This window comes from Arthrobacter jinronghuae, from assembly GCF_025244825.1.
Classification (GTDB): domain Bacteria; phylum Actinomycetota; class Actinomycetes; order Actinomycetales; family Micrococcaceae; genus Arthrobacter_B; species Arthrobacter_B jinronghuae.
Window position 1 is genome coordinate 3587323 of record NZ_CP104263.1, and the last position, 20632, is coordinate 3607954.

A 20632-nucleotide genomic window follows, 5' to 3' on the forward strand; every position below is an offset into this window, starting at 1 on the left:
ACGCCCTTGTTCCAGGGCACCCCCGGTGCTGGAATAACCGCATGGATGCCGTGCCCGAAGCGATGCCTGCTGCCATGTCCCCCGCCGGATCACCCGGCGCCTCCACCGTGGTCGCCATTGGAACCCGTAAGGGGCTGTGGCTGGCCACGAGCCGCGACCGTCGAAACTGGGAGGTGCGCGGGCCGGAGTTTGCCATGACGGAGGTCCCGTCCCTGGCTTTCGACGCCCGCAGCGGGACCCCTCGCCTGCTGGCCGGTGTCCGGTCCGAGTGGTGGGGCACCAATGTAGCGATTTCGGATGACCTGGGGCGGACCTGGCAGGAACCCGAGCAGGCGGCCATTGCCTTTCCCGAGGACACCGGCGCCTCGCTGGAGCGCATCTGGCAGCTGGCACCGGACAGCGCGGACCGGCCGGGCGTGGTCTGGGCGGGCTGCGAACCGATCTCCGTGTTCCGCTCCGAGGACGGCGGGAAACACTTCGAACTGGTGCGGGGATTATGGGACCACCCGCACCGCACCCAGTGGGGCGCCGGCTACGGCGGCCCGGCCGCCCATACGGTGCTGCCGAGTCCAAGTGACGATTCCGTCCATGTGGCGATCAGCAGCGGCGGGGTCTACCGCTCCGATGACCGCGGCCGGAGCTGGGGTGCGTTCAACACCGGCATCATCGCGGATTTTATGCCGGAGAAATATCCCGAGTTCGGACAGTGCGTACACAAGGTTGCCCGGGACGCGGGCAACCCGCAGCGGTTATACGCCCAGAACCACGGCGGGGTGTACCGCAGCGACGACGCCGGCGGACAGTGGTTGTCCATAGCGGACGGCCTGCCCGCGGATTTCGGGTTCGTGATGCTTGCCCACCCAACCCGCCCGGATACCATCTGGACAATTCCGCTGGGTTCGGCGGGGGAACGCAATCCGCCGCAGGGCCGCCCCGCGGTGTACCGCAGCACCGATGCAGGCGGGAGCTGGGAACGGTTCGACGCCGGTCTGCCCGCCTATGATTTCAACGCCGTGCTGCGCGATGCTGCCTATGTGGACGACGCCGATCCTGCCGGCATCTACTTCGGCACCCGCGGCGGCGAGGTGTATGCCAGCGCCGACGAGGGTGAGAGCTTTCACCTGGTAGCGGCCAATCTTCCGGATGTGCTCTGTGTCCGCGCAGTTGCGGCCTGACGCTCCCGGCCGCACCGACGTCGAGCTGTTGCTCCCTGCGGCACTGGCCGACGCCGCGGACGGGCGGCGCATGCTGACCCTTCGTCCCGCGCTTGGTGCAGGGACACCGGAAAACGTCACGGTTGCGGATGTCCTGGCGCTCCTGCAGGCGGATTTTGCGGGCGTGTACCGGCGGATCTGTGACGAAACCGGGGAGCTGCGCCGCTATGTGAACCTGTACCTGGACGGAGAGGACGTCCGGGACCTGGAGGGTGCGTCCACCGTGCTGCCCGCCCGCGCGGAGCTTCTGGTCCTGCAGTCGATCGCCGGCGGGTGAGGAAAGTTAAAGGAAAGTTAAAAAGGAACGGGCGCTATACGCATTTGCGTAAAGCGCCCGTTCTGCTTCGATTCCCGCACTAAGGCGGAACAGCTACCGAAGACTCACTCTGCCCTAATTAGGCCGGCAGCTGCAGGGTCTGACCGGTGAAGATCAGGTCCTGGTGGATAACGGTGTCCAGGTTGGCGTTGTACAGCGCCTGCCAGCCACCTTCGATGCCAAGCTTCTCGGCGATCCCGGAGAGGGTGTCACCGGACTGGACGACGTAGGTCTCGCCGGACAGGGCCGGGGCCGGGGTCTGAACCGGAGCCACGGCTTCAACCGGGACGCTGGCCGGTGCCGGAGCAACGGTCTGCGGCTGTACGTAGGTCTCGACCGGAGCGGCCTCGACCACCGGAGCAGGCTCGGTGTAGGTCTCAACCGGAGCGGCCTCGACCACCGGAGCGGGCTCGGTGTAGGTCTCAACCGGAGCGGCTTCGGCGACAGGAGCCTGCTCAACCGGAGCCTGGGCAGCCTGCGGGTTGGCAGTAGCGCCGGTCAGGCCCAGCTTGGCGGTGCAGGCAGGCCAGGCGCCGGGGCCCTGTTCAGCCAGGACACGCTCGGCTACGGCAATCTGCTGCTCGCGGCTGGCGTTCGCTGCGTCGCCGGTGCCACCGAAGGCTGCCCAGGTGCTGGGGCTGAACTGCAGTCCGCCGGAGTAACCGTTGCCGGTGTTGATGGACCAGTTGCCACCGCTTTCGCACTGTGCGAGAGCGTCCCAGTCCATGGAGGCTGCGTTGGCCGGAGCGGCCATTCCTACGAGTCCTGCAGCGCCAGCACCGGTGATGGCGGCGGTAGCCAGGCCACGGCGAACGATACGACGGATCTTCTGGTTCTTCATAAGTCTTTTGCTCCCATGGGTTCCACCTGCGCTCATCCCGTCCCCGGGCGTCTGCACGCCGTCGCCTTCCCCAAAGTGATAGAGGTCTTCGTCAATGCCACGCAGCGGCGACGTGCAGTGGACGCGTGGCATCAGGCTTACTGGTTTGAGGCCGCACCAGAATTGGTGCCGGCCGCCGCCGACTTCGATCCAGTCAGGCGGTCCAGCCCTCGATCAGGGCCTTAACCAACGTAGGGGAGTCTTTTATCGAGATCAAATCGATATCAAGTATGCACGAATCGTTATCTTTTCCAGATCCGCGCAAACAAGCGCGAGAAGTAGAATCCAGGCCCGGTTTTGTAGTTTTTGTCACATTCCGGTTTTGGGGGTTTAGAACACCTTTGCCGTGGCCTGGATCATTTTAAAGTGGTGACGAAGGCCACTAAAAGACGGCAACCTCTAACTCCTGGCCGGAATCGATCCCCACTCCGCCATCAACCGCCTGCCCCGACACCGGATGCCCTTATCAGGCCCCCGCGATCGCGCTCCGATGATGGTGCCGAAGTGCCGGATGGTGCAGGTGGCCCAGCCGGGCAGCCAGGCCCGGAGGAGGGCGCAGCCACCGCGTTTTTCCGCTTCTGGACAGTGCAGGCGGACGGGTCTAACGTTGGTCCTCGTGCTCACATTCTTCAATGCGCTCAAACGCATTCTGGTCGGGCGTCCTTACGGCAACGAACGGCTCTCGCACACCCTCCTCCCCAAGCGGATCGCGCTCCCTGTTTTTGCCTCGGACGCCCTCTCATCTGCTGCCTACGCGCCCGATGAGATTCTCCTTACCCTGGCGCTGGCCGGCGTCGCTGCCGTCACCCTCTCCCCCTGGGTGGGGCTGGCCGTCATCATTGTGCTGCTCACGGTGGTCGCCTCCTACCGGCAGAACGTGCACGCGTATCCGTCCGGCGGCGGTGACTATGAAATTGCGAGCACCAATCTGGGCAAGCCCGCCGGCCTGACCGTCGCCTCCGCACTGCTGGTGGACTACGTGCTCACCGTCGCTGTGTCGATGTCCTCCGCGGCGTCCTACCTTGTGACGGCCATCCCCGCGCTGCACGGCACCCAGGCCACCATCGCCGTGATCGGCGTCGCGCTGCTGGTTCTGGTGAATCTGCGCGGCATCCGGGAGGCCGGCGCCTTATTTGCCGTACCTACCTACATCTTCATGGCTTCCGTGCTGGGTATGTGCCTCACCGGCTTCCTCCAGTTCCTCAGCGGAAACCTCCGTCAGGCCCCTTCGGCATCCTTTGAACTGGTGCGGGAATCAGGTTTCGACGAAGGGCTGGTAGGGCTTGCCGGCGTCCTCCTGCTGCTGCGTGCCTTTTCCTCGGGCGCAGCCGCACTCACCGGCGTTGAAGCCATCAGCAACGGCGTCCCGACGTTCCGCAAACCCAAGAGCGCCAATGCCGCCACCACTCTGCTGCTCCTGGGCGTGATTTCCGCAGCAATGATCGGCGGAATCATCGCCATGGCCAACCTCACCAAGGTCCACGTAGCCCAGGACCCGGCCACCCAGCTCACGGCCAACGGTTCCCCCGTGGGCGAGGACTACGTGCAGCATCCGGTAATCAGCCAGTTGGCGGAGACCATTTTCGGCGACGGCAGCATCGCGTTCTACCTTGTCGTGGCCGCCACCGGACTGATTCTGGTCTTTGCCTCCAACACCGCGTTCAACGGCTTCCCCGTGCTGGCCTCGATCCTGGCGAAGGACGGGTTCCTGCCCCGCCAGATGCGCACGCGCGGGGACCGGCTGGCGTTCAGCAACGGCATCATTTCCCTGGGCCTGGGCGCCCTGGTGCTCATCGTGGCGTTTGACGCCGATGTGACCCAGCTGATCCAGCTCTATATTGTCGGGGTCTTCGTTTCCTTCACCGCCAGCCAGCTGGGCATGATCCGGCACTGGACCGGCAAGCTGCGCACCGAACGGGACAAGGACGTACGACGCCGGATGCAGCGTTCGCGGGCGATCAACTCCATCGGCTTCGGCATGACCGCCCTGGTGCTGCTCATCGTCATCATCACCAAATTCACCCACGGTGCGTGGATTGCCCTGCTGGCCATGGCCGTGCTCTACGTGATCATGTACAGCATCCGGGTCCATTACGACACGGTTGCCCGCGAGCTGGCGCTCAGCGCCGACGACCACGGTCTGGCCCTGCCGTCCCGGGTCAATGCGGTGATCCTGATTTCGCAGGTCCACAAGCCCGCCCTGCGCGCCATTGCCTATGCACGGGCGTCCCGTCCCTCCAGCCTGAACGCGATCATTGTGGATCTTGATCCGGAGGACACCCGCCGCACACTGGCCGACTGGGAGCGCCTGCAGATCCCAGTGCCGCTGACGGTCCTCTCCTCGCCGTACCGGGAGACCATCTCCCCCGTGCTGGCGTACCTGCGCGATGCCCGGCGCAACGCGCCGCGGGAACTGTTCGTGGTCTACATTCCGGAGTACGTGGTGGGCCGGTGGTGGGAACAGCTGGTGCACAACCAGACTGCGCTGCGCATCAAAGCCCGGCTGCACTTCGAGCCGGCCATCATGGTCGCCTCCGTGCCATGGCAGCTGGCCTCCAGCCACGATACCCATGGCGAGCCGGCCGGCGGCCCCGGCGCCTCAAGCCGGGGCTAGGCGCGGCCGGCCAGGATTGACCGGTAGGCGTACTCAGTAAGCCTGCCGTCCTGCACGGCCTGCTCCACGACCGCAAAGGAACGCGGACCGGCCTCGTTGCTGTACGGGAAGTGGATGAGCTCTGCAATGAGCTCCCATTCCTCGGTAATGGAGTCGATGAGATCGCCGGGTGTCTCTTCAGCCGACGGGCCTCCGCCCAGAACGGTCCACGCGTCGTCGGGCACCCGGTAGGCCTGCAGCCGGTCCAGGTCCGCCTCGAGTGCCTCCAGCGAGTCGTACTCCGTCTGCGCCACGGGGGGAACGGAACCGTCCGGTGTCGCCAGCTGGCTCACGAAGGTGCTCTCGGAAGACGGGTAGATGGAGGTGGGGACGGGTTCGCCTTCCTCCAGGTACGCCGGCAGCTGGGACGGCATCCAGTACCAGGCGTCGCCCTGGTCCGGGCCGCCGGGCTGGTCCCGCTCGCTGATCCAGCCACGGGCGGTGAGCAGCGCCTCTGCCTCATCGCTGAAGTAGGCGGTTTCGCCCCGCAGCAGAGCATTGACTTCATGCTCGGCGCGGCGGGCCTGCTTCTTTTTGGAGACGGCTTTCTTGCGGGGCTTGGACTTGGGCATGCTGGATCTCCTGGGGCGGTGGGGGAAGCGGTGGAGGAGCGGTGAACGCGGCGGCTAGAAGCCGCTGCCGCCCTCAACCGCCATGTTCGAGAAGCGTGAGTAGTGGCCCTGGAACCCTACAACGATGGTCTTGGTGGGGCCGTTACGGTGCTTGGCCACAATGACGTCGGCCTCGCCGGCACGCGGCGATTCCTTGTCGTAGATGTCCTCGCGGTGCAGCAGGATGACCATGTCCGCATCCTGCTCGATGGAGCCCGATTCACGCAGGTCGGAGACCATGGGCTTCTTGTCGGTGCGCTGCTCCGAACCTCGGTTCAGCTGCGACAACGCGATCACGGGAACTTCCAGTTCCTTCGCCAGCAGCTTCAGTGCACGTGAGAACTCGGAGACTTCCTGCTGGCGGGATTCCACGCGCTTGCCCGAGGACATCAGCTGCAGGTAATCCAGCACCACGAGCTTGAGGTCATGGCGCTGCTTCAGGCGGCGGCACTTCGCACGGATTTCCATCAGGGACATGTTGGGGCTGTCGTCAATGAACAGCGGCGCGTCATTCATGCGCCCCATCGTGGTGGCGATCTTGCCCCACTGTTCGTCCTTGATGGTGCCCTTACGCAGGTCCTGAAGGCCGATGGTCGCTTCAGCCGAGAGCAGACGCATGGCGATTTCGTTGCGGCCCATTTCGAGGGAGAAGAAGACGGTGGTCATGTTGTTCTTGATGGCCGCGGACCGGGCGAAGTCCAGCGCGAAGGTGGACTTGCCGACGGCGGGGCGGGCAGCGATAACGATCATCTGGCCCGGGTGCAGGCCCTGGGTGAGCTCGTCCAATTCGTAGAAGCCGGTGGGCACGCCGGTCATGCCTTCGCCGCGGTGTCCGGCGGACTCAATCTCGTCCACCGTGCCCTCGATGATGTCCTTCAGGGGCACGTAGTCTTCTGCAGTCCGGCGTTCGGCCACAGCGTAGATTTCGGCCTGGGCAGCGTTGACGATGTCATCCACTTCCATGCCCTCGTTGGAGTAGCCCAGCTGGACAATCTTGGTGCCTGCGCCAACGAGCCGACGCAGAACCGCCCGCTCGCGCACGATTTCGGCATAGAAACCGGCGTTGGCCGCGGTAGGAACGGACTGGATCAGCTCGTGCAGGTAGGCCGGGCCGCCGATCCGGCCAATCTCGCCGCGCTTGGTGAGTTCATCAGAAACGGTGACGGCGTCGGCCGGTTCCCCGCGGCCGTAGAGGTCAATGATGGCCTCGTAGATGGCCTCATGGGCAGGACGGTAGAAGTCGAGTCCGCGCAGGACTTCCACGCAGTCTGCGATGGCGTCCTTGGAGAGCATCATGCCGCCAAGCACCGATTGTTCTGCGACCAGGTCCTGCGGCGGTGTCCTCGCGAAGTCCGGACTTGATGTTGATGCCGGGGAGTCCGTATGCGTGAGCGACACTGTGACCCTTTCAATAAAGGCTAAGACGTTTCGATCCCTGCCCTGCCGGAGGGCTTGTCTATCTCTATCAGCCCGCACTGACTTTCGGCCGGAACGGCGGCGGCGGTGCTGACGGATCCGAGCCGGCGGACATGCGTCTGAAGAAGGGATTCACCGCAACCGTATGCCTCCTTCGCCCTGCCGACAAACGAGTTATCCACAGGTCCTGTGGACAGTCTGTGCATAACGCGGCGTGTCTTGTGCACAGGCTGGGCATAAGCATGTGGATAAATCTTAGTTTTTTCCACAAAAGGGCCTCTGACTAGGGCAAACGCTTGTCCACACCTGTGTAAACAAACTATTTTTCCGCCGCGCCGGGGCGCCGGGGCCGTGTTGACAGGAGCTCCAAACAGGCCTAGGGGTGCCGAAATCCACAAATGTCCCCCGCGATATCCACAACAGCCGCCTCAGCGGACCATGCATTGCGGAGGGCTGCGGCCGGAGCTTGGAGAAAGGCGGCCGCGGCAGCGGTTCTCCACACAAAAGCACCCCCCGGCCCAGAGGGCAGGAGGGTGCTTGCGTGTCTGCGTCAGACGTTAGCCTGCAACGACCTCGAGGTCGATGACGGCTGCAACATCGTTGTGCAGGCGGACGTTGGCCTGGAAGGAACCAACCGACTTGATGTGCGTCGGGAGTTCAACCTTGCGCTTGTCGATGGCGCCGAGACCGGCGGCTTCGACAGCAGCGGCAACGTCGGCGGGCTTGACGGTACCGAAGAGGCGTCCGGACTCGCCGGCCTTGACGGTCAGCTTGACCGGCTTGGCGGAGAGAGCAGCAGCCTGCTTCTGAGCATCTTCCAGGGAAGCGTGCTCGCGGGCAGCGCGGGCAGCCTTGATGGACTCAACCTGCTTCTCGCCACCCTTGGTCCAGGTCAGAGCGAAGCCGCGGGGCAGGAGGTAGTTACGTGCGTAACCGTCCTTAACCTCGATGACGTCGCCGGCAGCGCCGAGACCGGTTACTTCGTGGGTCAGAATGAGCTTTGCCATGAGTTAGGTTCCTTTCCTTTAGCCGCGGCCAGCGCCGGAGTAAGGCAGGAGAGCAACTTCGCGGGCATTCTTGATTGCCTGGGCGATCTTGCGCTGTTCCTGCACGGAGACGCCAGTTACGCGACGAGCGCGGATCTTTCCGCGGTCGGAAATGAACTTGCGCAGCAATGCTACGTCCTTGTAGTCGATGACAGTGATGTCAGCGGCCTTCAAGGGATTGGACTTTGGTTTGGGCTTGCGAAGTTCAGCCTTAGCCATCGTGGAGCTCCTTATGTCTAGTGGAGCCCGTGGATACATTTTCCACGGGATGGGCTCGACGGCGGTTGCCGTCTGAGGATGGCGCCCGAAGGCGCCGGGTGAAGGGCCGCTTCTCCCGAATGGGGGTAGCCGCTCTTCGAATGAAGAGGTTTAGAAGGGCGGATCGTTCGAATCCGGGCCGCTGCCCCATCCACCGGAGTTGCCGCCCGCAGGGGCGCCCCAGGGATCGTCAGCCGGTGCGGACTGCGCCTGCTGCTGCTGGCCGCCGCCCCAACCGGAGTTGGAGTTGCCGCCGAAGCCGCCGCCACCGCCGCCGTTGTTGCCGCCGAAACCGCCACCACCGCCGGAGCGCTGGGTGCGGGTGACCTTGGCAGAGGCATAACGCAGCGAGGGGCCGATTTCGTCGACCTCAAGCTCCATCACGGTGCGCTTTTCGCCTTCTTTGGTTTCGTACGAACGCGACTTCAGGCGGCCCTGGCAAACTACGCGGGTTCCCTTGGTGAGGGACTCGGCGACGTTTTCAGCAGCTTCACGCCAGACAGACGCGCGGAGGAACAGCGTTTCGCCGTCCTTCCACTCGTTGGACTGACGGTCGAAGGTCCGCGGGGTCGAAGCAATGGTGAAGTTCGCCACTGCCGAACCGGACGGAGTGAACCGCAGTTCCGGGTCGTTGGTTAGGTTACCGACGACGGTGATTGTTGTCTCGCCTGCCATGAAAGCCTCCTGATATCAGTACGGGTTGCCGAAATTATTCTGCGGAAACCTTTGCAGCGTCCTTAGCGGCCTTCTTGGCATCCTTCTTCGAGATCTTCTGCTCTTCCGGGCGGATGATCTTGGTGCGCATGATGGTTTCGTTAAGGCTCAGCTGGCGATCAAGCTCGGCTGCTGCTGCAGGCGTACCGGTGAAGTTAACCACCGCGTAGATGCCTTCAGTCTTTTTCTGGATTTCGTAGGCCAGTCGACGACGGCCCCAGATGTCTACCTTGTCGATGGTTCCACCATCGTTGCGGACAACATTGAGGAACTTATCGAGCGAAGGCTCGACGGTACGCTCTTCGACCTCGGGGTCGATGATTACCATCAGTTCATAAGCACGCATTTGTGAACCCACCTCCTTTGGGCTATACGGTCACGGCATTTCCGTAACAGGAGGTTCTTTTGCGTTGTCTCCCCCACGGCTTGCAGCTGATCCGCAGCGGGGGGAATCTGCCGACCGAAGCCGACAGCACAGACTTTCCTATCCTATCCGATTTCCCGGGACGGGATTGACACGCCGGGATCCGGCGGTCCTTCCGGCGGCCCGTCCACCCGGGATCAGGCAGCCCCTGCCGCGAAGAACAGCTGCGCCACTGCGGCCAGGCGCCGGGGGTCCTCTACGCCTGCCATTTCCCGGGCCGAATGCATGGAGAGGACGGGGATCCCGACATCCACGGTCCGGATTCCGAGCCGGGTTGCGGTCAGGGGTCCAATGGTAGAGCCGCAGGGAACGGAGTTGTGGGAAACGAATTCCTGGTACGGCACCTCGGCGGCCGCGCAGAGGCTCGCCCAGCGGGCCATGCCCGGGGCGTCCGTGGTGTAACGCTGGTTGGCGTTGATCTTCAACAGCGGCCCGCCGTTGAGCACCGGGTGGTTGACGGGATCGTGCCGCTCCGCGTAGTTGGGATGAACGGCATGTCCGACATCAGCGGAAATACAGAAGGACGCGGCCATCGCCCGGGCACGGTCCGCCGTCGTCGCGCCGAGCCCGTCACCGATCCGCAGCAGTACATCTTCGAGGAACGGGCCGGCAGCGCCTGACCGGCTGCCGCTGCCCACCTCTTCGTGGTCGAACGCCGCGAGCACGGCAACCGGCGCCGTGGGCGCGACGTCGGCCGCGATAAGTGCGACGACGCCGGCGTGGACTGAGGAAAGGTTGTCCAGCCGCCCCGAGGCGAAGAACTCCCCCTCGGCTCCGAAAACCTGCGGTGCCTGGGTGTCTGCGGCAACGATGTCGTAGCCGCCTATCTCCTCAGGTGCCAGGCCGGCCTTGGCCGCCAGCAGCGCCACGAGGTCGGACGTAGACGGGTCCCCCAGTCCCCAGACCGGGTTCATGTGCTGTTGCTTGTCCAGCTTCAAGCCCTCGTTCACGGCCCGGTCCAGGTGGATGGCCAGTTGCGGAAAGCGCATCAGCGGGCCGGTCTCCACCAGCCGCTCTTCGCCGGCCAGGGTGACCATCCGTCCGGCGAGCTGCAGCTCCCGGTCCAGCCAGGAGTTCAGCAGCGGGCCGCCGTAGACTTCGACGCCGGCCTGCAGCCAGCCGAGCCGTCCGGTGGTGGGCCGCGGCTTGAGCTTGAAGGACGGGGAATCGGTGTGGGTACCAAGGATCGAGAACCCGGTGGCGGGGCCGGCGTCCTCCGGCGTGACCCAGGCGATGAACGCGCCGTCCCGCACCACAAAGAACTTTCCGGCCGAGCGCGGGAAATCTTCGGTCTCGAATACTTCCGTGAACCCTGCCTCCGCCAGACGGCGCGCTCCTTCACGCGCAGCGTGGAAGCTGGAGGGCGAGGCGCTGACAAACGCGCCGAGGTCATTTATGTGGGCCAATGCGTCAGACATGCTCCGATTCAACCAGAGCCCGCCGCCCCGGCGTAACCATCGGCCTTCGCGGGCGTAAAGAACCCCCGGCACGAGCATTGCCGGGGGTTGTGGAGGAATTGTTCGTGAGACTTGATTCCGGCAAGGGTGGCGGCGGCCGTTCTTCCGCCGCCGCCCTTGCCGAAGTTCAGTGCCCTAGACGTCCCGTTTCTTGGTTACGACCAGGGAAGCGATCAGCAGTACAGCTGCCCAGGCTGCGAGGACCAGGCCGCCCTGCAGCTGGGTGAGGGCTCCGTCCGCAATCGGGCCGGCCGTCACCAGCTGGGTTCCCGCGTTGCTCGGCAGGAACCGTGCGGCGTCCGGAATCCAGTCCGCCAGGTTCTCCACGATGGCCACAACGAGGGGCAGGACAAAGATGATGCCGATGGCAGTCACCACACCTCCGGCTGTGTTCCGCAGCAAGGTTCCGATTGCCATGGCAAACACGGCGATCAGCGCCAGGCACGTTCCGGTGTTGAGGATGCTGGCAAGCACTCCGTCATCATCCAGGGACAGGGTGAGGTCCGCGCTGCCCAGGATCGGCTGGGCCACCAGGAAGGAAATGAAGGCGGCACCGGCGCCAACCACGAAGGAAATCAGGGCGATAAGCAGGTTCTTTGCCAGCAGCGCCGGAATGCGCTTCGGAACAGCACTGAAGGTGGAGCGGATCATTCCGGTGCCCCATTCCGAGGCGATAAGCACCACCGCGAGGGAAGCGATGAGCAACTGGCCGAAGAAGAGTCCGCTGGCGGGGATCTCCGGAACCAGGCTGTCGGCCGCAGGCGGCCCGGCCTGCGCTGCTTCCGGGCTGCCGGCGCCGCCGCCGAATTCATTGACAATCTGGGCTGTGCCCCAGGCAGCGAGAGCTGCGAGTCCGACCATCACCACCACGGTGATGGCCAGGAGGATTACGGTGGAAGGGACCGTAGTGATCTTGATCCACTCGGATTTCAGGACCCGGAGGAAGCTCAGCCCGGAGCCGGAGGAGGCCGCCGGCGATGACGCGGGATTCTTGGATGTTGTAGCGGTACTCATGGTTCTAGTTCCCCTTCCCGGAGGCAGTTCCCGCGGCGGTTAGCTCCTGCGGGAGGTCCTGGGACCGGTATTCGACGTCGTCTCGGGTCAGCTCCATGTAGGCGTCCTCGAGGGAAACCTGCAGGGGCGTCAGTTCGTACACCAGGATCCGGCGGTCCAGGGCGGCCTCGGCGATCGTGCGTGGTCCCGCACCCGTGACCTCCAGCAGCCCGGATTCCTTCTCCACGCCGCTGACTCCCGGCCCGGCCAGCGCTTGGAGCAGTTCGCCCGGGCTGTCCGTACGGACCAGGACGCGGACCTTGTTCTGGCCGGCAATGATCTCGGCGATGGGCGCATCGGCAATGATCCGGCCGCGGCCGATCACAATCAGGTGGTCCGCGGTCTGCGCCATTTCACTCATCAGGTGGGACGAGAGGAACACGGTGCGGCCTTCCGCGGCCAGCCCCCGGGCCAGGTGGCGGACCCAGAGGACACCTTCCGGATCGAGTCCGTTGACCGGCTCGTCCAGGATGACCGTGTGCGGGTCTCCCAGCAGCGCCGATGCAATTCCAAGCCGCTGCCCCATGCCCAGGGAGAAGCCGCCTACCCGTTTCTTGGCTACCGGGCCCAGGCCGGTGAGCTCAATGACTTCGTTCACCCGCTTGGCGGAAATGCCGTGGGTGGCCGCCATGGCCCGCAGGTGGTTGTACGCGCTGCGCTTGGTGTGGACGGCTTTCGCGTCGAGCAGGGCACCGACCTCGCGCAGCGGTGCCTTGTGCCGGGCATAGGGTTTGCCGTTGACCAGCACCCGGCCCGAAGTTGGACGGTCCAGACCCACAATCATGCGCATGGTGGTCGATTTACCGGCCCCGTTGGGACCCAGGAAACCGGTGACCTTGCCGGGCTGGACAGTAAAGGAAACATTGTCGACAGCGGTTTTGCCGCCGTAGTGCTTCGAGAGGCCGGATGCCTCGATCATGGGTGATCCTCACGTTGGGAAGCAAAAGCTGGGGGGTCTACCTCCACCATAGGGGGCCGGCGCCGCAACGGGACCGGTCCAAGGGATGAATCAGGGGTCCCCCTTAGGGATGACTAGGGATTTCCCCGACCGTCCTCATGGATATCCCGGGACTGGTACTCGACCTCTCCGCGGGTCAACTCCATATAGGCGTCCTCCAGGGATGCCTGCCGCGGGGTCAGCTCAGTGACCAGGATCCGCCGCGACAGCGCGGCTTCGGCAATGCCGCGGGCGGACAGCCCGAGGATTTCGAGCTGACCCGGTGCCGGGCGGCGTACTTCCACGCCGTCCGAACCTATTGCCGCTGCCAGGGCATCGACGTCGTCCGCGCGCACCAAGGTGCGTTCACGGCCGGTACCGGCGAGGACCTGGTCCATGGGCGCATCCGCCAGGATCCTGCCGCGGCCGATCACGATCAAGTGGTCAGCGGTGACTGCCATCTCGCTCATCAGGTGCGAGGAAATGAACACCGTGCGGCCCTCCGCGGCCAGGCCCCTCGCAAGATGGCGGACCCACTGCACGCCCTCCGGGTCCAGGCCGTTGACCGGCTCGTCGAAGATGAGCGTGCGGGGATCTCCCAACAACGCCGCCGCGATTCCCAGCCGCTGGCCCATCCCCATGGAGAAACCGCCCACGCGCTTGTTGGCCGCCGCACCGAGGCCCGTCAGTTCGATGACCTCGGTGATGCGTTCCTTGGGGATGCCGTGGCTGGCGGCGAGCGCCCGCAGATGGTTGTAGGCCGTCCGCTTAGGGTGGACAGCCTTCGCCTCCAAGAGCGCACCGACCTCCCGCAGAGGCGCCTTGTGCTCGGCGTAAGGCCGGCCGTTGACCGCCACGCTGCCGGCGGTGGGATAGTCCAGCCCCATGATCATGCGCATGGTGGTCGACTTACCTGCCCCGTTCGGGCCGAGGAAGCCGGTGACCTTGCCGGGCTGGACATCGAAGGTGATGCCGTCGACGGCAGTCTTGCCGCCGAAGACCTTAGCGAGACTGCGGGCCTCAATCATGGTTGATCCTCGTTTCCAAAAGGCTCCGGCCCGCTACCGGGAGCTGATCGACTCGAACTTCCGCACTGCCAGCGGCACGAAAATCACGAGCATTACAACCGCGCCGATCAGCACCGTGGCAACGGCGTTCTGCATCGGCCAGGTGTCCGGCACGGGGGCGGTGCCGAGGTTGCCGAACAGCTCCCGCACGGCCTGCACAAGTGCCGAGACCGGGTTCCAGTCCGCAAAAGTCTGCAGCGGGCCGGGAAGGTTGGAACTCTGCACAAACGCGTTGGAGATAAAGGTGATGGGAAACAGGATCATAAAGGACGCGTTGTTGATTGTCTCCGGTGAACGCACCGACATACCCAGCAGGGCCATGACCCAGCTGAAGGCGTAGGAGAACAGCAAAAGCAGCGCGATGGCGGCCAGGAACCGCCCGGGTGTGGTGTTCACCCGCCAGCCCACCAGCAGGCCGGTACCCATCATGATGACCATGGAGATCGCGTTCAGCGCCAGGTCGGCGTTGGTCCTGCCGATCAGCACCGCGGACGGGCTCATCGGCAGGGTCCGGAACCGGTCAATGATCCCCTCCTTCAGGTCCTGTGCCATGGCGGAGCCGGAGAACGTGGACCCGAACACCACGGTTTGGGCAAAGATGCCTGCCATCAGGAACTGGGTGTAGTCCGTTCCCGCAACAGCAATGGACCCGCCGTAGACCTGGCTGAACAGCAGCACGAACATGATCGGCTGCAGGACGGCGAAGATGATCATGTCCGGTGAGCGCTTGATCTTGATCAGGTTCCGCTTGGTGACCGTCCAACCGTCCCCGATCCAACGTGCCGGAAGGCTTGGGGTGCCGGCCCGGATGCCGGTGGCCGATACTGCCGCACTCATGGGCGTGCCTCCTCTTTCTCCGTTTCGCTGTCCGCTTCGGCCGGCTTGCCGGTGAGCTGCAGGAAAACGTCGTCCAGGGTTGGGCGGCGGATGCCGGCGTCATGCAGTTCGATGCTGCCGGCCTCCAGCTCGGACAGGATGCGCTGGAGCGCGGCGGGACCGTCGACGACGGCGACCTCCAGCGTGCGGCCGTCGCCGGAAACGTGCGGATCCCCGGAGCCGTGCCGGCCCAGGATGGACAGCGCTTCGTCAGCATCCTCCTGGCGATGCAGCGCCACCGCCACGCGGTGCCCGCCGATCTGTGCCTTCAGGTCATCGGAGGTGCCCTCGGCAATAACCTTCCCCTCGTCGATCACGGCCACCTTGTCTGCCAGCTGGTCCGCTTCCTCCAGGTACTGTGTGGTCAGCAGCAGGGTGGTCCCCCGGGCCACGAGGTCGGTGATGACGCCCCACAGTGCGATCCTGGACCGCGGATCCAGCCCCGTTGTCGGTTCGTCTAGGAACAGGACCCGGGGTTGGTTCACCAGGGCGCCGGCGAGGTCAAGGCGGCGGCGCATGCCGCCGGAATAGCCCTTAACTGGACGGTTGCCGGCGTCGGACAGCTCGAACATGTCGATGAGTTCGATTGCCCGTTCCTTCGCGCGCCGGGCGGGCAGGTGGTACAAATGCCCCACCATGTCCAGGTTTTCGATCCCGGTGAGGTTTTCGTCCACGGCGGAGTACTGGCCGGACACTCCAATGATGCGGCGTACTTCCTTGGGGTCGGAGAGGACGTCGATGCCGTCAATGACGGCCGTGCCCGAATTGGGCCGGATCAGGGTGGTCAGGACCTTGACGGCCGTCGTTTTCCCGGCCCCGTTGGGGCCCAGCAAAGCCGTCACCGTTCCTTCGGGGACAGTGATATCCAGTCCGTCCAGCGCTTGCACGGGACCGGATTTCGAGGAGTAGACCTTGGTCAGCCCCTCGGCGGAAATCAACGGCGCGGACTGTGGTGAAAAGGACATGCGTCGAGGGTAGGACCGGGGAGGCCCGCCGCGCCCGTCCTTTGCGGACAGAAACGGTCCGCAGCTTTAGGCGGATTCGGGTTCGGCCTTCTGCTCGGCGGCGGCAGGAGCAAAAGCAATGGATACCAGCATGGCCGCGCCCACCACCAGCAGGGCGTTGCGCACCCCCCAGTGCTCGCCCAGGAAACCCAGCACCGGCGGGCCGACAAAGAAGGCCATGTAGCCGATGGTGGACACCACGGATACCCGGCCGGCGGCATGTACGGGGTCCTCCCCCGCGGCGGACATGCCCATCGGGAAGCCCAGGGCCGCACCGATGCCCCACAGCACGGCGCCGAGGGCGGCGAGCCCGAGGTTCGGGGCGAAAACGAAGAGCAGCAGGCCGGCGAGCGAGGCGCTCATGCACACCCGCAGCGCCGGTACGCGGCCCATCCGGTCGATCAGCCGGGCGCCGAACCAGCGGGTGAGGGTCATGGCGGCCACGAAAATACCGAACATCACGGCACCGGCGGACTCGCTGGTGCCCAGTCCGTCCACGGTCGCCTTCGCCACCCAGTCATTTGCCGCACCTTCGGTGAGCGCTGCGCCCATAACGACGACGCCGATCAGCAGCGTCCGCCCCTCCCGCCAGGCGCCGAACCGGGAGGGGTTAGCCGTCGCGTCGGCCCCGCCGGCGGAAGCATGGTGCGGCAGCTGGAGGAAGTTCCGCGGCACGATCAGCACCGCGATGCAGACCACCGTCAGGATTCCCAGCAGATGCAGGGACAGCGAGATTCCCGCCCAGGAGAGCACCGCACCGATCATGGCGCCCACGAACGCCCCCGCGCTGAACGCGCCGTGGAACTTGGGCATCACTGTCCGGCCCACCCGGCGTTCGACGTCGGCACCCTCCAGGTTCATGGCGACATCCCAGCCGGCAATGCCAACGCCGAAGACCAGGAGGCCGGCACCGGTCAACGGAATCGACCCCAGACTGAGTCCGGCGGCAATAGCCAGGGAGGCCGCCGACGTCGTAATGCCGCCGGCCCGCACGGTGCCTGCGGTACCGATGCGCTGCGCCACCGAACCGGCCAGCGGCAGCGCAGCCACGGATCCGATGGCCGAAAAGAGCAGGAGCAGGCCGACGCCGGCGGCACCGATGCCCAGATCCTCGGCGGCGGCCGGAATGCGGGCCGCCCAGCTGGCAAACACCAGGCCGTTGAGGCCGAAGATTACGAAGACGGCAATGAGTGCTTTATTCAGGGCTGTTTCGTGCCGGGGGGCGGCATCGTTGAGGGGCTGCGCACTGTTTTCGTTCACGCCAGTATTGTCCCCTACCGCACGCGCTCCACGCGTTTCTCGTCCCAGACCGGAGTCTCGGACTCGTAGACCCTGCCGTCGGAGCCGAACACCAGGAACCTGTCGAAGCTGCGGGCAAACCAGCGGTCGTGGGTGACCGCCAGTACGGTCCCCTCAAACGCGTCAATAGCCTTTTCCAGCGCCTCGGCCGAGTGCAGGTCCAGGTTGTCGGTGGGCTCGTCCAGCAGGAGCAGGGTGGCGCCGGACAGCTCCAGGAGCAGGATCTGCATGCGTGCCTGCTGGCCGCCGGAAAGGGACTCGAACTTCTGCTCCGAAGAGGAGGCCAGACCGTAGCGGTCCAGGGCTCCCGCGGCTGCCTCGCGGCCCAGCCCGGACCGGTGTTCATCGCCGCGGTGCAGGATGTCCAGCAGGGTCCGTTCGGCGAGGTCCGGGCGCATCATGGTCTGGGCGAAGAATCCGGGACGGATGCGGGCACCCAGCTTCACCGACCCGGCATGCGGTACCGGGGCGATCTCCACCTCCGACACCGGCTCGTGTTCCCGATCCGGATCGCTGCCGCCCAGTGCCAGCAGGCGCAGGAAGTGGGATTTTCCGGAGCCGTTGGAGCCGAGCACCCCCACCCGGTCGCCGAACCAGATTTCCGTACTGAACGGTTTCATCAGTCCGGTCAGTTCCAGCTTCTCGGCGACGACGGCGCGCTTGGCCGTGCGGCCCCCGCGCAGCCGCATCTTGACGTTCTGTTCAACGGGCAGGGCTTCCGGCGGGCCGGCTTCGAGGAACTTAGCCAGCCGGGTTTGGGCGGCGTGGTAGCGGTTGGCCATGTCGGAGCGGAACGCGGCCTTGTTTTTGTACATGTTGACGAGTTCCTTGAGCTTGAGATGCTCCTCGTCCCAGCGCCGGCGCAGTTCCTCGAACCGGGCGTTGCGGTCTTCCCTGGCTTTGACGTAGCTGCCGAACGCGCCGCCGTGGATCCACGCGGAGGCGCCGTTGATGCCCGGCTCCAGGGTCACGATGCGGGTGGCGGCATTGTCCAGCAGCTCCCGGTCGTGGCTGACGAACAGCACCGATTTCTTGGAGGCGGCAAGTTTTCCTTCGAGCCAGCGCTTGCCGGGCACGTCGAGGTAGTTGTCCGGTTCGTCCAGGAGCAGGAGCTCGTCGGGGCCGGCGAAAAGCGCTTCCAGGACCAGCCGCTTCTGCTCGCCGCCGGAAAGGGTTGCGGCCTTGCGGTACTGCGCCCGGTCGAAGGGCAGGCCGAGCGCGGCCATGGTCACCTCGTCCCAGACGGTCTCCTGCTCGTACCCGCCGACGTCGCCCCATTCGGTGATGGCGGTGGCGTAGCGCATCTGGGTGGGCTCGTCGTCGTGCTCCATCATGGCCAGCTCGGCGGCGTCCACTTCGCGGGCAGCGGCAGCGAGTGCCGGCGGCGCGGCCGAGACGAGCAGGTCGCGGACCGTGCTGTCATCCCGGACCTGCCCGACGAACTGGCGCATGATGCCCATGTTCCCGGACCGTGAAACCGTGCCTTCGTCCGGCAACAGGTCCCCGGCGATAATCCGCAGCAAGGTGGTTTTCCCGGTGCCGTTGGGGCCGATCAGGGCAGTCTTATGCCCGTCGCCGACCTTGAAACTGACGCCGTTGAGCAGCTGCCGTCCGTCGGAGAGGAAATAGTCAATGTTGGATACGTCGAGGTGCGCCACGTACCCATCTTCCCATTTCGTCCGTCCCGCCCTCCGGTGGCCCGGTGCCGCCGTCCGGGCATACGATGAAAACCCTTGGAATTTCAAGGAAAACCTCAAGAAAGCAGGACCGAAATGATCTTCATTACCGTCAAGTTCCTCGTCAAGCCCGAGTGGACCGAGCGTTGGCCGGAACTGACCGCAGGGTTCACCGAAGCCACCCGCGCAGAGCCCGGCAATCTCTGGTTTGACTGGTCCCGCAGCCTGGAAAACCCCAACGAGTTTGTCCTCGTCGAGGCGTTCAAGGACGACGCCGCGGCCGCCCACGTCCAGAGCGACCACTTCCAGCAGGCCATGAAGGACATGGTCCCGGCGCTGGTGGAAACCCCGAAGATCATCAACACCGTTATTGAGGGCGAAGAATGGTCGCGGATGGGTGAGCTGACGGTCGAGTAGGGCTACGTCCCGTCCGGAGCGGGAGTGCTGTCAGTCAGCGAAGGTGAGGGACAGTTCCTCGCCGTTGATCTCCACACCGGCGTACATCCAGTAAAGCTGGTAGCTCTCCCGCTGCGGTTGCCACGAGTCGCCCCGGTTCACTTCGGAGTCCAAGATGAATTCCCCGTTCACGGCCCTCACCGAAAACGGTCCCGTGGGATCGCTTTCGATGGGGTCGAGGGTGGGGGCAGTCTGCATGCTCCAGGAGATGTTCCGGTAACTATCCGGATCCTCGGCCTCCCACTGGTTCGGGCAGCCCTTCGGCATCAGTTCCGTGGACTTCATGCATTCTTCGAGGTGGGCCGTTATCCCGGCCTGAATTTCCTCGCGGCCGGCGTCCGTCAGAACCGGTTTCAGGTCAACGGTGGGTTCCTGCGCAGCAGCAGTGCCGTCCCGGTTCAGCCGCACGCTCACCGACTCGTCAGGATAATCGGCGTAGGGACTACCGGTAGAGGCATCCAGGGTGTAATCGCCGGGCAGGAAACTAAACATCGTGCTGCTTCGGAGCAGCTCCATGTCCTGGCCGGGAATGTCCACACCGTTGACGGCCACGGCAGTTGCATCCCCCCGCAGTATGTAGTGCACCGCGGCGCTCTCCAGGCCGATGTTCAGCTTCCATTTGCGAAAGAACAACGCCTCAGTGCCATCGCTGCGCAGGTCCAGGGTTACCGCTTGGGTGTCGTCGCCCTGCTCGATGTCGACGCTGATGTCAGCCTTGCCGTCGGTGACCACCACATCCGTCACTTCGAAGCCGGTGATCGTGTTTTCCGCCTTGGCGTAGACCTCATCGGTCATCAAGGAGAAGTTCTGCCAATTGTGTTCGGGACCCATGCCGACGGCCCGTTCCACGTCCCCGTCGACGATTGCCTGCAGATACTCTTCTGCCAGCACCTGCGGGCCGTACACGTTCTCGTTCAGGTGCTTGAAGCCGAAGTACCCTCCGACGATGAGGGCCACCAGCACTGCCGCGGTAACTCCGCCGGCGATCATCAGGGTTCTACGCTGCTTGGGGTCCGCTTGGGGCGGCGCCTGCCCCTGCTTGGCGCTCTGTCCGGGCGTCGGCGGCCACTGCTGCTTTGGCCAGTGCTGCTGGTTTTCGGTGCCGGCACCGGGCGTCGGCGAGGCTGGATATACTCCGGCCCCCGTCCCGTAGTAATCCACCTTGTTGTTGTCCCCCATGACTTGCTCCCCCGGTTCAGTGACCGGCTGCGCGGCCGGCACCCGATAACTTATCGGGTTTATGACGGAGGTAACAATTGCGGCCCCGCCGGATCC

At 64.9% G+C, this 20632-nt stretch carries 20 protein-coding genes; 4 read left to right on the top strand and 16 right to left on the bottom strand.

What is annotated here, in order from left to right:
* The first annotated feature begins 41 nt into the window (after positions 1-41).
* Positions 42-1175, top strand: coding sequence for a WD40/YVTN/BNR-like repeat-containing protein (locus tag N2K98_RS16955; RefSeq protein ID WP_255864506.1), 1134 nt, complete (start codon positions 42-44; stop codon positions 1173-1175).
* Positions 1153-1491 (top strand): MoaD/ThiS family protein, encoded by a 339-nt coding sequence (locus N2K98_RS16960; protein WP_255864505.1) that lies wholly within the window; start codon positions 1153-1155, stop codon positions 1489-1491. The genes N2K98_RS16955 and N2K98_RS16960 overlap by 23 nt, the downstream gene beginning before the upstream one ends.
* A gap of 118 nt (positions 1492-1609) precedes the next feature.
* On the opposite strand, the gene N2K98_RS16965 is transcribed toward N2K98_RS16960, so the two are convergent.
* A complete protein-coding gene (locus N2K98_RS16965; protein ID WP_255796746.1) occupies positions 1610-2371 on the bottom strand; it encodes a transglycosylase family protein in 762 nt (253 codons plus the stop codon).
* A gap of 655 nt (positions 2372-3026) precedes the next feature.
* On the opposite strand from N2K98_RS16965, the gene N2K98_RS16970 reads away from it, so the two are divergent.
* The gene (locus N2K98_RS16970; RefSeq protein WP_255796353.1) at positions 3027-5024 is read left to right on the top strand and encodes an APC family permease; all 1998 of its coding nucleotides are present in this window, start codon (positions 3027-3029) and stop codon (positions 5022-5024) included.
* Here the strand turns inward: N2K98_RS16970 and N2K98_RS16975 are convergent.
* The 14 genes from N2K98_RS16975 to N2K98_RS17040 form a co-directional block, all read right to left on the bottom strand.
* On the bottom strand, positions 5021-5635 hold the full coding sequence (locus N2K98_RS16975) for a cell division protein CrgA (RefSeq protein ID WP_255796352.1): 615 nt from the start codon (positions 5633-5635) through the stop codon (positions 5021-5023). The genes N2K98_RS16970 and N2K98_RS16975 overlap by 4 nt on opposite strands.
* A gap of 54 nt (positions 5636-5689) precedes the next feature.
* Positions 5690-7072 carry a replicative DNA helicase gene (dnaB, locus tag N2K98_RS16980; RefSeq protein WP_229951200.1) on the bottom strand — a complete coding sequence of 461 codons (1383 nt, stop codon included), beginning with the start codon at positions 7070-7072 and terminating at the stop codon, positions 5690-5692.
* 575 nt (positions 7073-7647) lie between these two features.
* Positions 7648-8097: a 50S ribosomal protein L9 gene (gene rplI / locus N2K98_RS16985; protein ID WP_255791275.1), complete on the bottom strand. Its 450-nt coding sequence runs from the start codon at positions 8095-8097 to the stop codon at positions 7648-7650.
* A gap of 18 nt (positions 8098-8115) precedes the next feature.
* Positions 8116-8355 carry a 30S ribosomal protein S18 gene (gene rpsR / locus N2K98_RS16990; protein WP_007269381.1) on the bottom strand — a complete coding sequence of 80 codons (240 nt, stop codon included), beginning with the start codon at positions 8353-8355 and terminating at the stop codon, positions 8116-8118.
* A gap of 150 nt (positions 8356-8505) precedes the next feature.
* Positions 8506-9069, bottom strand: a complete 564-nt coding sequence (locus N2K98_RS16995; RefSeq protein ID WP_255796351.1) for a single-stranded DNA-binding protein — start codon at positions 9067-9069, stop codon at positions 8506-8508.
* Between the two features lie 34 nt (positions 9070-9103).
* The gene (gene rpsF, locus N2K98_RS17000) at positions 9104-9454 is read right to left on the bottom strand and encodes a 30S ribosomal protein S6 (protein WP_227920298.1); all 351 of its coding nucleotides are present in this window, start codon (positions 9452-9454) and stop codon (positions 9104-9106) included.
* Positions 9455-9669: 215 nt separating this feature from the next.
* Entirely contained in the window at positions 9670-10950 is a 1281-nt protein-coding gene (locus N2K98_RS17005) for a M18 family aminopeptidase (RefSeq protein WP_255864503.1), read from the bottom strand.
* 174 nt (positions 10951-11124) lie between these two features.
* The gene (locus tag N2K98_RS17010; protein WP_255864502.1) at positions 11125-12003 is read right to left on the bottom strand and encodes an ABC transporter permease; all 879 of its coding nucleotides are present in this window, start codon (positions 12001-12003) and stop codon (positions 11125-11127) included.
* Between the two features lie 4 nt (positions 12004-12007).
* Entirely contained in the window at positions 12008-12961 is a 954-nt protein-coding gene (locus N2K98_RS17015; RefSeq protein WP_255796348.1) for an ABC transporter ATP-binding protein, read from the bottom strand.
* 113 nt (positions 12962-13074) lie between these two features.
* Positions 13075-14007 carry an ABC transporter ATP-binding protein gene (locus tag N2K98_RS17020; RefSeq protein WP_255864501.1) on the bottom strand — a complete coding sequence of 311 codons (933 nt, stop codon included), beginning with the start codon at positions 14005-14007 and terminating at the stop codon, positions 13075-13077.
* A 33-nt stretch (positions 14008-14040) separates the two neighbouring features.
* Positions 14041-14883, bottom strand: a complete 843-nt coding sequence (locus tag N2K98_RS17025; protein ID WP_255864500.1) for an ABC transporter permease — start codon at positions 14881-14883, stop codon at positions 14041-14043.
* Positions 14880-15887, bottom strand: coding sequence for an ATP-binding cassette domain-containing protein (locus N2K98_RS17030; RefSeq protein WP_255864499.1), 1008 nt, complete (start codon positions 15885-15887; stop codon positions 14880-14882). Before N2K98_RS17030 ends, N2K98_RS17025 begins: the two co-directional genes overlap by 4 nt.
* Positions 15888-15953: 66 nt before the next feature.
* Positions 15954-17186: an MFS transporter gene (locus tag N2K98_RS17035; RefSeq protein ID WP_407079997.1), complete on the bottom strand. Its 1233-nt coding sequence runs from the start codon at positions 17184-17186 to the stop codon at positions 15954-15956.
* Positions 17187-17200: 14 nt separating this feature from the next.
* Entirely contained in the window at positions 17201-18883 is a 1683-nt protein-coding gene (locus tag N2K98_RS17040; RefSeq protein WP_255864498.1) for an ABC-F family ATP-binding cassette domain-containing protein, read from the bottom strand.
* Between the two features lie 114 nt (positions 18884-18997).
* On the opposite strand from N2K98_RS17040, the gene N2K98_RS17045 reads away from it, so the two are divergent.
* The gene (locus tag N2K98_RS17045) at positions 18998-19318 is read left to right on the top strand and encodes a putative quinol monooxygenase (protein WP_227920318.1); all 321 of its coding nucleotides are present in this window, start codon (positions 18998-19000) and stop codon (positions 19316-19318) included.
* A 30-nt stretch (positions 19319-19348) separates the two neighbouring features.
* Here N2K98_RS17045 and N2K98_RS17050 read toward each other — a convergent pair whose 3' ends face one another.
* Entirely contained in the window at positions 19349-20536 is a 1188-nt protein-coding gene (locus tag N2K98_RS17050) for a zinc ribbon domain-containing protein (protein WP_255864496.1), read from the bottom strand.
* Between the last annotated feature and the right edge of the window lie 96 nt (positions 20537-20632).

Bases quoted from the DNA above. Each gene is read 5' to 3' on its own strand.
- N2K98_RS17025 (WP_255864500.1), bottom strand. From the start codon at position 14,883: ATGAGTGCGGCAGTATCGGCCACCGGCATCCGGGCCGGCACCCCAAGC.
- N2K98_RS17015 (WP_255796348.1), bottom strand. From the start codon at position 12,961: ATGATCGAGGCATCCGGCCTCTCGAAGCACTACGGCGGCAAAACCGCT.
- N2K98_RS17030 (WP_255864499.1), bottom strand. From the start codon at position 15,887: ATGTCCTTTTCACCACAGTCCGCGCCGTTGATTTCCGCCGAGGGGCTG.
- N2K98_RS17005 (WP_255864503.1), bottom strand. From the start codon at position 10,950: ATGTCTGACGCATTGGCCCACATAAATGACCTCGGCGCGTTTGTCAGC.
- rpsR (WP_007269381.1), bottom strand. From the start codon at position 8,355: ATGGCTAAGGCTGAACTTCGCAAGCCCAAACCAAAGTCCAATCCCTTG.
- N2K98_RS16995 (WP_255796351.1), bottom strand. From the start codon at position 9,069: ATGGCAGGCGAGACAACAATCACCGTCGTCGGTAACCTAACCAACGAC.
- N2K98_RS17050 (WP_255864496.1), bottom strand. From the start codon at position 20,536: ATGGGGGACAACAACAAGGTGGATTACTACGGGACGGGGGCCGGAGTA.
- N2K98_RS17010 (WP_255864502.1), bottom strand. From the start codon at position 12,003: ATGAGTACCGCTACAACATCCAAGAATCCCGCGTCATCGCCGGCGGCC.
- rplI (WP_255791275.1), bottom strand. From the start codon at position 8,097: ATGGCAAAGCTCATTCTGACCCACGAAGTAACCGGTCTCGGCGCTGCC.
- N2K98_RS16975 (WP_255796352.1), bottom strand. From the start codon at position 5,635: ATGCCCAAGTCCAAGCCCCGCAAGAAAGCCGTCTCCAAAAAGAAGCAG.
- rpsF (WP_227920298.1), bottom strand. From the start codon at position 9,454: ATGCGTGCTTATGAACTGATGGTAATCATCGACCCCGAGGTCGAAGAG.
- N2K98_RS17045 (WP_227920318.1), top strand. From the start codon at position 18,998: ATGATCTTCATTACCGTCAAGTTCCTCGTCAAGCCCGAGTGGACCGAG.
- N2K98_RS16955 (WP_255864506.1), top strand. From the start codon at position 42: ATGGATGCCGTGCCCGAAGCGATGCCTGCTGCCATGTCCCCCGCCGGA.
- N2K98_RS16965 (WP_255796746.1), bottom strand. From the start codon at position 2,371: ATGAAGAACCAGAAGATCCGTCGTATCGTTCGCCGTGGCCTGGCTACC.
- N2K98_RS17020 (WP_255864501.1), bottom strand. From the start codon at position 14,007: ATGATTGAGGCCCGCAGTCTCGCTAAGGTCTTCGGCGGCAAGACTGCC.